Origin of the sequence: Leptospira sp. WS58.C1 (genome assembly GCF_040833995.1) — a bacterium.
Lineage (GTDB): Bacteria > Spirochaetota > Leptospiria > Leptospirales > Leptospiraceae > Leptospira_B > Leptospira_B cinconiae.
Map to the genome: position 1 here is coordinate 2,722,983 of NZ_CP162137.1, position 11,989 is coordinate 2,734,971.

At 40.5% G+C, this 11,989-nt stretch carries 13 protein-coding genes; 1 reads left to right on the forward strand and 12 read right to left on the reverse strand.

Annotation, left to right across the window (positions count from 1 at the left end; genetic code table 11):
* Nucleotides 1-198: 198 nt before the first annotated feature.
* A complete protein-coding gene (locus tag AB3N61_RS12440; protein WP_367897740.1) occupies nucleotides 199-1,047 on the forward strand; it encodes an endonuclease/exonuclease/phosphatase family protein in 849 nt (282 codons plus the stop codon).
* A gap of 109 nt (nucleotides 1,048-1,156) precedes the next feature.
* Here the strand turns inward: AB3N61_RS12440 and AB3N61_RS12445 are convergent, their stop codons facing one another.
* From AB3N61_RS12445 to AB3N61_RS12500, 12 genes are all read right to left on the reverse strand, one after another.
* Nucleotides 1,157-1,555, reverse strand: coding sequence for a type II toxin-antitoxin system VapC family toxin (locus tag AB3N61_RS12445; RefSeq protein WP_020768849.1), 399 nt, complete (start codon nucleotides 1,553-1,555; stop codon nucleotides 1,157-1,159).
* On the reverse strand, nucleotides 1,552-1,806 hold the full coding sequence (locus AB3N61_RS12450) for a hypothetical protein (RefSeq protein ID WP_367897741.1): 255 nt from the start codon (nucleotides 1,804-1,806) through the stop codon (nucleotides 1,552-1,554). Before AB3N61_RS12450 ends, AB3N61_RS12445 begins: the two co-directional genes overlap by 4 nt.
* A gap of 95 nt (nucleotides 1,807-1,901) precedes the next feature.
* On the reverse strand, nucleotides 1,902-2,609 hold the full coding sequence (locus tag AB3N61_RS12455; RefSeq protein ID WP_020768907.1) for an SCO family protein: 708 nt from the start codon (nucleotides 2,607-2,609) through the stop codon (nucleotides 1,902-1,904).
* Complete coding sequence (locus tag AB3N61_RS12460) at nucleotides 2,587-3,138, reverse strand: toxin-antitoxin system YwqK family antitoxin (protein WP_367897742.1); 552 nt, start codon at nucleotides 3,136-3,138, stop codon at nucleotides 2,587-2,589. Before AB3N61_RS12460 ends, AB3N61_RS12455 begins: the two co-directional genes overlap by 23 nt.
* Nucleotides 3,139-3,150: 12 nt before the next feature.
* Entirely contained in the window at nucleotides 3,151-4,029 is an 879-nt protein-coding gene (locus AB3N61_RS12465) for a YHYH protein (protein ID WP_020768921.1), read from the reverse strand.
* Between the two features lie 91 nt (nucleotides 4,030-4,120).
* The gene (locus AB3N61_RS12470) at nucleotides 4,121-5,332 is read right to left on the reverse strand and encodes a helix-turn-helix domain-containing protein (RefSeq protein ID WP_367897743.1); all 1,212 of its coding nucleotides are present in this window, start codon (nucleotides 5,330-5,332) and stop codon (nucleotides 4,121-4,123) included.
* The gene (locus AB3N61_RS12475; protein WP_036089141.1) at nucleotides 5,293-6,195 is read right to left on the reverse strand and encodes a lysophospholipid acyltransferase family protein; all 903 of its coding nucleotides are present in this window, start codon (nucleotides 6,193-6,195) and stop codon (nucleotides 5,293-5,295) included. The genes AB3N61_RS12470 and AB3N61_RS12475 overlap by 40 nt, the downstream gene beginning before the upstream one ends.
* 102 nt (nucleotides 6,196-6,297) lie before the next feature.
* Nucleotides 6,298-7,731, reverse strand: coding sequence for a M20/M25/M40 family metallo-hydrolase (locus AB3N61_RS12480; RefSeq protein ID WP_020768861.1), 1,434 nt, complete (start codon nucleotides 7,729-7,731; stop codon nucleotides 6,298-6,300).
* Between the two features lie 175 nt (nucleotides 7,732-7,906).
* Nucleotides 7,907-9,640 carry an ArnT family glycosyltransferase gene (locus tag AB3N61_RS12485; protein ID WP_367897744.1) on the reverse strand — a complete coding sequence of 578 codons (1,734 nt, stop codon included), beginning with the start codon at nucleotides 9,638-9,640 and terminating at the stop codon, nucleotides 7,907-7,909.
* Between the two features lie 40 nt (nucleotides 9,641-9,680).
* Nucleotides 9,681-9,977, reverse strand: a complete 297-nt coding sequence (locus tag AB3N61_RS12490; protein WP_367897745.1) for a Cys-rich protein — start codon at nucleotides 9,975-9,977, stop codon at nucleotides 9,681-9,683.
* 31 nt (nucleotides 9,978-10,008) lie between these two features.
* Nucleotides 10,009-11,082, reverse strand: a complete 1,074-nt coding sequence (rlmN, locus tag AB3N61_RS12495) for a 23S rRNA (adenine(2503)-C(2))-methyltransferase RlmN (RefSeq protein ID WP_367897746.1) — start codon at nucleotides 11,080-11,082, stop codon at nucleotides 10,009-10,011.
* The gene (locus AB3N61_RS12500; RefSeq protein ID WP_020768957.1) at nucleotides 11,079-11,966 is read right to left on the reverse strand and encodes a tetratricopeptide repeat protein; all 888 of its coding nucleotides are present in this window, start codon (nucleotides 11,964-11,966) and stop codon (nucleotides 11,079-11,081) included. The genes rlmN and AB3N61_RS12500 overlap by 4 nt, the downstream gene beginning before the upstream one ends.
* Nucleotides 11,967-11,989: the final 23 nt, after the last annotated feature.

Here is an 11,989-nt window from a genome sequence, read left to right on the forward strand (position 1 = left end):
CTTTGAGACTTAGTATCAATTAAATGGATACAATTTGTACTTAATATGGTCTTTTTTTAGAAGTTAAAAGATCTCGGATACAAAACCTAAGTTTATGATAGATATGATCAGAACGATCGTTCTTTGTATTCCGAAAATTCCTGGATTTACCTTTTATACTTCGCTAAAATACGAATTCAAAAATCAAATTTGGAAAGTATGATGCACTGCCCACTGATACGATTTCTGGGAATTCCCTTCGCTTTCCTAATAACAATTTCCATTATCGCGAAAGGTCCCATAAAAAAACTCAAAGTAACAACCTTTAATTCGTACTTTTTATATGATGAGGTAGGAGATTCTCATCAATTCCCAAAAGATAGAAAACATAGAACGGAAGAGGATTTTGCTAAGATCAAAAAGATATTACTTTCAAACCGTCCGGATATAATCGGATTCCAAGAAATAGAAAACGAAACAGCGCTTCATCATATTATAATAAATGAATATGAATGCAGGGCCACGGTGACCCCTGGTTATTCCCAAGAGTTGGGACTTTGTTGGAAGAAGGAATTAGGCAAACCGGTCATTAAAGAATTGGAACAACTTTCTTTTCGCCCGGGACTCAGAAAGGGACTTCTTGCGGAGTTTAATATCGATGGCAAAAAGGTTTTTTTCTTGGTGGTCCATTTAAAAGCAGGTCGTTCTGCCAAAGATAAAAAGGAAAGAAAGGAACAGATACTTGCACTAAAGGAAATCCTTCCGTCTCTCGGCAAATTCGTTCTATTAGGGGATTTTAATGAGGTTCTGGAAAAAAAAGCGGATCTTTGGAAAATTCTACGAGGAAACCTGAAAATAAAATCCGCGAACTATAAACAAAAATCGGATTGTTGGCAACATCAAGACGGCTTTATCGATTACCTGATCACGAATATGGATTGGCAGCCAGGAAGTTTTGTTCAAACAAAGTTTGAATCCGACGATGGAAATTTTGACGGAAATCCAAGCGCAGAAAAAGGCCTTTCGGATCATTGTCCGGTAAGTGCGGATCTGTTGCTGGAGAGATGAGTTAGACTAACAAACAGTGCGGCCGGAAATTAAAAAGATATCCAACATCCTATACTAAAGAGAAATACAGGATGTCAGATCGGAGTTGCGTATGACGTCACCTTTACTTTTACCAAAACAATCTTAGACCCAGAGGGTTATATTCCTTTAAATACCTATCTTTCGTAATGAACACAAAATCAAAACTTACTGCCTGCCAGATTAGAAAACGATCGAATGGATCCGTATGTTTCCCAGTCGGCAATTTAAAATAATTCGCAAATATCTCCGGAGAATCTCCTATAAACTCAAATCCAACTTCTCGAATCTTTTTAGGCAATTGCTCAGGAGTTATTCCCTGCAACTCTAACTTTTTCAGAGAAAATTTCAGAGAAATTTCCCACAAAGAAATACTACTAATGAAGATCCGATTTCTTTGGTTTAGAATTTCCGATTCTACTTTATAGGATAGATTCTCCGGCTGAAACAAAACCCATAAGATCGCATGCGTATCTAATAGATAGTTCACAGATTCAGAAATTCCTCCTCTGTCATTTTGAAATCATCGGAGATCTTAAAGGAGGCTTTTCCTTTTAAGATCCCGAGTATTCTTTTTTTAGGTTCTCCGACTTTGTTAGCCGGAATTCGGCTTTTAACAGTAGGTTCTTCTTGTTCTAATCCTACTAATGGGAATCGATATTTGTGTCCTGTTGCTGTCTTTTTCATGACCCAAGGATGTTTACATTTTTTTAATGCGTCAACCAGTTTGTCCCAATCCAATCCCAATCTCGCGGAATATTGGTTCCAAGTTCATGTTACTTCCAATTTTGGGAGCTAACATGAACTCAGGAGAATATCTTATGTTTAAAGCGGGATCAAAGTTCTCGTTTCAAAACTTCTATGTCCGAATTCAACTCCTGGATAGAAGATCTCATTTTACCATTATAGATCCCGCGTAATCTAAGCTGAGTATCTAAAAGATATACATGGTCCGAGTGTAGAAAATCCCTTTCCGTGAGTTTCTTTTTAGCGTCCTCTTTTGGGATCGCTGTATCCGCATTGAAGGAATCTCTCGCTAATGCATAAATTTCCTTTTGGTTCCCTGTCAGGAGTTTCCATTTTTCATATCGGATCTTTCGTTTGGATCCGTATTCTTTTAAAACCTGAGGAGAATCCAAAGCAGGAGTAGCGGAGAAGGACAATATTTGGATATTAGGATCTGTTTCGAATTCCTTCTGCACCAAACTCAAATTGTTTGTGATCGTTGGACAGATCCCTGCACATTTCGTAAAAAAGAAGGAGACAACGGTAATTTTTCCCTTACAGGAGCCTTCTGATACATTTTGATTCTCCTGGTCTTTCATTATAAATTTGGAAATTTCTCTAGGCTTATTGGTACCTTTGTTTTCCCAAACAGGCTGCAAATCCTTTCCATAATACAAAGGAAGTTTGTCCTTTTGTGGTAAAGAGAAGTCAGTGATCTCTTCGGAATATTCTTCTTTCGGATCTTTTGCACAACCTGCAAAAAGAGAGAACAAAACCAAACTGCAGAATAAAATTTTAGAATAGGATCGTATTCCCATCTTCATCTCCTCGGATCTGGCTGCATAATTTTCCGCCCGTCATTCCATACGCACGTCCTTGGTAGATCACAAAATTCATATAGATCTGTCCGTTCTCTCTCCACATCTTCTTCCCGATCACCTTTCCATGATCGAATTTTGCATAAGAATACAACGATCCTGAGTTTCTCCATTCCCATTGGGAACCGTGGAACTGCCCTTCTAGGTATTCATTCTGAAAACGTTTTTTACCGTCGGGAAACCAACCTAGATGAGTTCCTACCTTCTTTCCTTCGGAAAACTCTCTTTCCGCCAAAATTTGACCGTTGAAGTGTACATCCTTTTCGTTCCCGTCAGGCAAACCGTTTTTGTAAGAGGTTACACGGACAACTTCCAGTTCATCCAATTTGGATTCTAAGAGTCCGGTGAATTTATCACCCCTAAAGGAAACATATCTTCCATTTCGAGTGATAGAAGGATCCGTGCTTGCAACCCGGACCGGATCGCAAGCAACTAGAAGAAAACAGATCGCAAATATATAGAAATTCAATCTGACCTCAACTTAGTCTACGGAGCCCGGAGTTCCCTTGAAGTAACTTCCTATAATATATCCGTTATAACCTGTTTGGTTCTCTACATGGTAGCAGTAAGTCCCGTCCGGAAATTCCGTAGGTGTGCAGGAAGTTGTATGAGTTGTTGAATCCAATGTTGGATAAGTTCCCGACTGGTTCCTCTTTCCATAGATCGGAAATCCGTCCAACATAAGCCCTACCATATTATCATCATCAGTCGTAATCTTATACGGTTCCGTATGATAATGGTATTTCCCGGTATTCTGAGGATGTCCTTGAGACTGGTCCATCGTGTAATATTCCGTGGCAAAAGAATCTCCGGGTGCCGCTTGATTATTAAAGATCACGATTCCCAATGTTGAAATTCCGACCGAATCCGATCCGGCATTTGACTGAGAACAATCGGTTACTGTAGGAGTTGTCGGAATCGTCATAGTAATGTTCTGGGTGAGAATAGTATTCGGATTAGTAGTGAATCCGGAATCCATAGACTCATTATAACCCGAAGCAACACTATAATATGCGCTTTTGTGAGGAGGCCTATCAGTAGTAGTGATCACATAGTTGGAACCTTCTACCGTCACAGTCACACAATGAAAATTGGTTTTCATCCAACAAGGAGCCTCTGCAGCGATACTAGTCACACAGGTAGGCCCCCCGAAACCTAGATCATCCGTTGCATTGTTCACTGCCGCTGGACAGGAAGAATTGTCCGTCAAAGTTGTAGGCATTGTAGTGGTGGTTGTAGGTGTACATTGAGAAGCGGCCAATAAAACCGCAGCGGAAGAAAGGTCGCTTCCCCCAGAGCTATCGCAATTCCACATAAAGACCGCAACAGCAATCAATAGAATAGATCGTAAACGAAGCATAACTACTCCAAACTAATTAGTTAGGTATAATCTACGAAATCTTTCGGAGGAATTCGACCGTGCCAATCGGCTCGAACCATATTTTTAGGATTTAGGCGTGGGCTGCTTTGGAAATTTCTTCCAGATACTGGGTTGGGGTCTTTCCAGTGACCTTTTTAAAGGAGGTATTAAACGTGGACTTGGAATTGAATCCATACTCAAGGGCTAATCTCAAAAAATTAGGACGTTCTTCTGAAATATTTTCCAAAGCAGAGATGATATCTTTGATCCTATATTCATTAACAAAATTGTAGAAATTTGTTTCCAATCTTTCGTTTAAGATCTGAGTGATATAAAATCTGGGAACTTCTGCGTTTTCGGATAGTAGATCTATGGAAAATTCCGAATCTTTGTACGGCTTTTCGGACTCCATATAATTACGGATCCTAGAAAGATACTCCGGGATCTTATCTTCTCTTAAGCCCGATTTTTCGTATTTTTTGCGCTCTTCCTCTACGCTTACAACCTCTTCTTCCTTTGAAATTTTTTCCCGAAACGTGTGCAACTCCCTATGAGTATAAACCACAGTTTGTCGAACCCCGAACCAACAAAAAAATACGGAAAACGCCAAAACGGCCACTCCTCGGATCAACCTAGGTTCGTAGTTTTCAGGAGGAAGATCCGTGAACAATAATCCTTCTAATAAAATATGAACGCTAGCCGATATTACGAATAGAACCAGACTCCAATACATCCATCGTAAATCCTTAATACTATCTATATTGGAAAAATGATTTACTATATTTTTCCTATGTCTGTTCAAAAGTAGGAATGTCCAGACCGAATATACCAGCATAGAAGTGACCAATAATCCTCCGCTCGGATGAAATCCCTTGCTCGGTCTGTGCCATTCATGAGGATAAAATCCTTCTTCCGGAGGTTGAAAGAAAAACAATCTTACCAAAAGTACACTTTGTAAAATCACAAAAGGAACAAAATGAAGAAGGTCCGTACTTTTAAAATTTTCATTTTCCGTCGTTAGATTTCGTATATAAAGCAATAATAATGGACCATAAGTATAAGGAAATAAGATCGCAAAATCTAAAAACTCAGGCCCCCATTCGAATCGATGTACAAACAAATGTCCTAAATGAGGGGCCGCTAAGAAGATCGTAAATACGGAATAAATTGAATCGAAAGGATACCTTGGGCGTTTGGTAAAGATCAGAAATGCGGAAAAAACGCAGATCGTAAAGGAAATGATCGGTATCGCAGGGACCATACTTACGTTTGACCCGGAAAATCTCCCGGTTTCGTTCTCCATCTTCTGTGTACCCAAAAATATTGTTCAGGATACAGCTTCACTTCTTCCTCCAATGCTTTTGTCCAAACTTCGGTGTAATGACGGATCGCTGCTTCTCGATCGGAGAATGCGGACTTATCTACAAAGCCAAGATCTTTCACTCGCACCATCACTTTTCCTTTTTCTCCGCATAAAACCGAATAGAGTAACATTTTTGCGCCGGTCAAATAAGCCATCAAAGCCGGACCTTGATACGTGGATGCTTTACGATTGAAGAAGTCCACAAAGATCCCGACCTTACCTGCGTTCTGGTCGGAACCGAATCCCACCCAGTAACCTTGTTTTAACATTTTAGTTACTTGGCTGGATTCTTCCGTGGAAACTAATTTGATCCCATTCTTAGTTCTTAATTTATGAATGAGTCGATCCACATAAGGGTTACGGACTTTTTTATAGATCCCGCCTCCTTTCATTCGGATCCCCATGAACTGCACAAGGATTTCCCAGGTCCCGAAATGTCCTGAGATCAGAACGACTCCCACTCCTTCTTGGATCGTTTTCTGCTCTATAACCAAAGATTCTTCGTCATAAACAAGATACTTATCCATCCATTTGCGGTTTAAACGAGGAGCGAATAAAGTACCGGCAAGAAGGTCCCCGATATGAAGAAAACTTTTCCATACCAATTCCTTCTTCTTTTCTTCCGAATATTCCGGGAAAGCATACGAAATATTTTCGTAAGCGATCTTACGATGTTTTTTAGCGAGGGGATAAAGTAGACATACCAAAAATCTTCCGTAAAGTAAGCAGGTTCTATAAGGTAGAATTCTGAACGGCAGGTAAAATAAATATAAAAAGATATAGGGAATAATATAACGAACCAAAGTAGATCCAATTCTCGCTTTTCGAACATAAGGATTTGGTCCAGCTTCTTTGACAAGCACTTTGGTCACGCAGAGGCTCTGAGAGCGCAGAGAAAAATCGTTTTAGTTCATTTGATACAATATCTCGAAGAGGATCTGTGTTCCCAATTTCAGATTTTCCAAACTGATACTTTCATTCTTACCATGAAGCATACTGAGTTCCTTTTCGTTTAGAAGGACCGGGATCAATCCATAACATTCCATACCTATCTGGCGAAAGTACGCATTGTCCGTTTTACCTGGAGAAATAAACGGAGTCGCCACACTTCCCGGAATTTTACGAGTCGCAACGGAAGCAAGTCTCTGGAATAAGATCGAATCTAGTGTGGATATATCAGAAGATACAGTGGCTGCAGGCTCCACTTCCACTTCGTATTTTGCAGCTATCTTTCGGATCTCTTTCAAATATTCCAAAGGATCAAATCCGGGAAGAAGTCTCACATCTAATTTCGCTTCCGCCAAGGAAGAAAGAACATTATGGCCTTTACCTTCTTCCGTCCTTAGACCGGAAACAGCTTTAGTATTTCGAGTGATCGCACTCAGTTGTTTACTTGCACGGATCGGTCCGTATAATAATCCTCTCAAGACTGGAATATTTGAATTTTTTAAGATAAACGATTTAGGAAAAGAGCTGATCGTTCCTAGTTGATAAAAAAATCCTTGGGTTTCCTTAGAGATACGGATCTCCGTATCATATTCCAAAACTTCCGTTAAAAATTTCAGAAGCCTTAGATTAGAATAATTTTGGCTGGGAGTGCTACCATGTCCTTGCTCCCCTTTTGCTCTAACGTTCAACCAAAGATTTCCTTTTTCCGCATATTGGATATTGAAGATAGTACTTCCGGGGATAGCCACATCCTTGGTGCCGAAACTTCCTTCGTTCAACATATATCCGTAATCTTTGAATAATTCAGGATGAGATTTTAATAAAAATCTGGCACCTCTTTCGCTTCCGGATTCTTCGTCCGCCATACTTAAGAACATTATTTTTCTTTTAAGTGGAACAGCGGATCTTTTGAGTTCCAAAAAGGAAACGATCTGCATTGCGATGAGACCCTTACAATCTAAGGCCCCTCGTCCATGGATCCGACCTTCTTTGATTGCGCCTGCAAAAGGATCTTCTGTCCATTCTTTCGGATCCGCTTCTACCACATCCAAATGATTTCCTAAAATTAAACCTTTTTCGGAACTGGGAATGTTTGGTTCTAGCTCAGCGATCAGATTCACTCTATCCGGAAATCCAGGCTCGGAGATAAACTTGGTCTTGATGCCTTCTTTTTCGAAAATGGATCTTATATATTCTGCAACTTGTTTTTCGTTCCCTCGAACCGATTTGATCCGGATCAGGTCGGTCAAGATCTTAACAGCTTCTGCTTCTCTCTTATCCCAGGACAGGATATGATTTTCTTCCTTAAGGGGAGTGTTTTTAATGGGAGAAGTTACACATTGAAATAGAAGGAAGAACGCGCAGAGGAACAAGGAACGGGAAAAATCCATTTATCATTTCTAAAAGAAGAATGATCAAAAGTCGAGAATTACTTATGGGGGAAAAGTAGCCCCAGGAGGACCCTGGGACCAAAACCAAACCAGGCTCATAACAAAGCCTACTTAAGAATTCGGTGAGTTCGTAAAATTTCCCTTATACTTTTTTCCAAAAATTAGAAAAAAAGAATTATTTCGAATTCGTAGTCGGGGTCTCTTTTCCGGACTTAAATCGGACCTTTCCTAAGTATACCTTGGTAGTCAGAGAATCTCGTTTCGATTTTAAGAAAAAACCGAACTCTGGAGTGGCCACTTTATAACTCTCATATTCCGCAAAAATATCCAAATCCACTCTGTTCGAAGTGAATTCGTCAAAATGAGGTAGATACTTTTCGGAGATGAGTATCATTCTTTCCCCGTCCTTTTGCAGAGCTTCGAAAAGAACTTCCGGATCGAATAAGGTCCTGGTCAGACGTTTTGCATAGAATGCATAAGATCTCTTGGAGGCGGGAACGCCGAACATCAAAAACTTTTCTTTTCCAGGCTCCGCCTCTTGGATAATCTCTCCCACTTCTTTGGAAGGTTGGTAAGAAACAAGCAAAGGATACGCATACAAACTTACCAAAGTAAAGAAGAAGGAGACGGATACCACCAAAGTCCCGAGCGCCGTTTCCGTTTTAAAATACAGCAGAACGATCGCCGCAATTCCCAGATAAACAGCCACCCAAACATAATAGGAGATCGGAACATCTAAAACCAAGATCGGAAATAAAACACCGGCAAATACGAATCCTAAACTAGTCAGATACACTAAAATTTTCCCTACAAGGGAAAGAGATCCTTCCGGGCTTTCGATCAGCTTAAGTAAAAATCCGGAACCTACAACCGCTCCCGCAGGAAGACACCAATAAATATATTGAGGGAGTTGGTATTTGGAAAAACTGATCAAAAATAAAAATAGGAAGAGCCAGAAGGCGGGAACAAAATCATTTTCCTTCCATTCATTTTTTCGAATATTCGAAAATAGGCCCTTGCCATTCTCCTTGATGAATCCGACCAAATTCGAACCGATCCAAGCTATAAACGGCAATATGAATATTCCGAACGCCCAAGAGAAATTGGAATAGAAGAATAGAGGATTGAATTTTTGATCGTACATCTTCACATAAAAACGACCGAATGATTGCACCCAAAGAAAGAAATACGGTCCGTAGGTATTAAATTCCAAATATAAAGGAATCGACCATAGGAACGGGGGAAGTAAGGCCAAAAACCCTCCCGGGAAAATTTTCATTCCGAGAAGTCTTTTCCAGTCTCTTCTAAAAAGGATATCCCCGCCGATCCCGATCCCTGGGATCACGACTGCGATCGGCCCCTTTGTGATAAAGCCGAGTCCCATAGCGAGATACATTGCATAATAGTAAGCCGGATTCTTTTTCGTTCCTAAATAATAAAATGCGAATACTAAGATGATATAAGGGGTCACATACACGTCTATCTTAGGATCCACCACCATTGCATACAATCCCGGAGACAATGCGTATAAAAATACGGAGATCCAGGCACGTTTTATATTTCCTGAATATAGTTTGGTGATCGTAAAAACTCCCCAAAGGGAGATTAGGGTCATAAGGATTGCAGGCAAACGAAAAGCGTAATTATTCTGACCGAAAAGAGTGAAAGAAGCGCTGATCTTCCAGAAAGTCAGGATCGGCTTATCCAAATACCTTCTACCATTGTCGCGGATAAAAAACCAATTTCCGCTATCTGTCATTTCCCTAGCGATCTCCGCATATTGGGAGGAATCGATATCAATCACATCCAAAGGAAATGTCAAAAATAAGGGCAGAACAGCCACTGCCAAAAGAAACCAAACAGAATATTTCACAAGCGGAACGTTTTTCCCATCCTGAACGAAATTCATATTTTTATAATACTCCAAACTTAATAGAAAAACGATACCATCAATCCATGAGCCCGGATTCCATGAGGCAACGGGTAAATCCGGTACATGTTTTTTCGGACTCGTAACAAGGCATCGCGTATCCTTGTTCTCTCAAACATCCGGATTCACATTCGATCTGCATGAAACTTTTTTGGGAGGCATCCATGGGCCCTTTGGATCCGAATTGTTTCTCCACACAAGAGGTGAAAAACCCGCAGATCTCTTGGCATTTTTGCTGGTAAGGATCCTTACAATCAGTGATGCCGATCAGAATAAAAGAAGATAAGAATAAGGTCGAAAAAAGAGACAGCCTCATTCCAGCTAGGTTATTGGATATGGATCTAAGGTCAACTTTTTGCGGCGAGCATTCCACAGGCCCCGTTGATGTCTTTTCCCGGGGATCTTCTGTTCAAAATAGGAACTCCAGCAGGTTCCAGATGCCGCAAAAACTCGTCTATTTCCTGGTCGGTGGGTCTTCTCCAACCGAAGAACTCCGTGTTCAGAGGGATCACGTTTATTTTACAATCCAATCTTCTTGCGATCTTCACTAATTTTTTAGCGTCTTCCGCGCTCATATTCACGCCAGGGATCATCACGTATTCGAATGTGATCCTACGCTTTAGGACTTTGGTATATTCTAAGGCGGCGTCTAAAAGTTCCGGAAGTGCAAACTTCTCCTCTATATCCATGATCTCTTTTCTTCCGTTCGGATCGGGATGATTGAGCGATATCGCAAGATTATAAGGCTCTTTATTTTCTATAAATCTACGAATGCCGTTTACGACTCCAGAAGTGGAGATCGTAATTCTTTTTGCACCCATTCCCAAAGCTTCTTGATCATGAAGAAGTTCCGCTGCACGCATTACATTAAAGTAATTATGCATCGGTTCACCCATTCCCATGAACACTATGTTTGTGGCACGATCACCAACAATCTTTTCCACCTGGAGGATCTGGTCGATGATCTCACCCGCTTTTAGATTTCCTTGGTAAGGCAATTTGGCAGTGGCACAGAATTTACAATTTAGAGTGCAACCTACTTGGGAAGAAATACAGATCGTTTTTCTTCCGCCGTCTCCGGAAGGGATCCAAACGGATTCGAATTCTTTTCCGCTGCCGGGAATGGATTCGAACGTAAACTTTTGGGTCCCGTCCACCGATTTTAAATGTTTCGCAACGCTGATGGAGGAGAAGCTAAACTTCTCTTTTAATTTTTTCTTAAGTTCCTTTCCTATTGTGGAAAATTCATCCCAAGATTCGTAACGATTGGCGTACAATCCGTTATAGATTTGTTTCGCTCTAAAAGGTTTTTCCCCCAAATCCGAGATGATCCGGGTGAGCTCGTCTAAAGTTTGGCCCTTGACCGGGATTTTTCCGGTCTCATTTTCTCGGGGTTCAGAATTTAGAAGAGTGTCGTTCACTCACAAGATTCCTTATATTGTTTTTCTGCATCGACATATCCCAGGTCCCAGGATTTTTTAAAATCTTTGCAGGACTCAACCTTTCTTTTTAAGGCCGCATAACCTAAACCGCGATTAAAGTAAGAAATGGAATCGTCCGGCAAATCTTCTAGAACCTTGGAATAAGCAGAAACACTCTCCTTGTATTTTCCGGAAGCGTAAGACGCAAAACCTAAAGCAAAAACGGCTCTCGTGTATTTAGGTGATAATTGTACGGATTTTTTAGCATCCGCCAAACCTTCTTTCGTTTTTCCTAATATACTCAACTGGATCGCTCTTTCTGCAAAAGCATAAGACTTATTTAGACCGGAATCTATGGCGAGGTTCATATCTTCCAAACCTTCTTCTTTTCTTTCCAAACTTAAACGACTTAATCCTCTGTAATATAATGCATCCAGATTCTCGCGGTCTAAAGAATACGCGGAATCGAAATCGGTTTCGGACTCGGCGTACCGATTCAGATAATATTTGCTTAAGCCACGATTATAGAATGCGGAAGTATTTTCAGGGTTAACGGCAATATAACGATCGTATTGGGAAATAGAATTCTCATATTCGGCTGCATTATAAGAATCTAAACCTTGTTGGAAAAGTTCCTGCAATTCCTGGTCCGAAAGGACTTCAGGAGTGTTATTACGGCTTGCCGATTCTTTTTCTAACTGGTCTATAAAATCGGTGATCCCGGAAACAATAGAAGAGAATTGAAAAGAAGTCTCCGATTTTGCTTCTTCTTTTTGAGTGTCCGCTTTTTCAGGTTCGTTAGAAGAAACAGTCTCCGGAGAAAAGATCTGAAACCCCGCCAAAATCAAACCCACCACCAGGAAAAAACCTAATATTCTCTGCATACGATTTGTATGACCGGATTTTA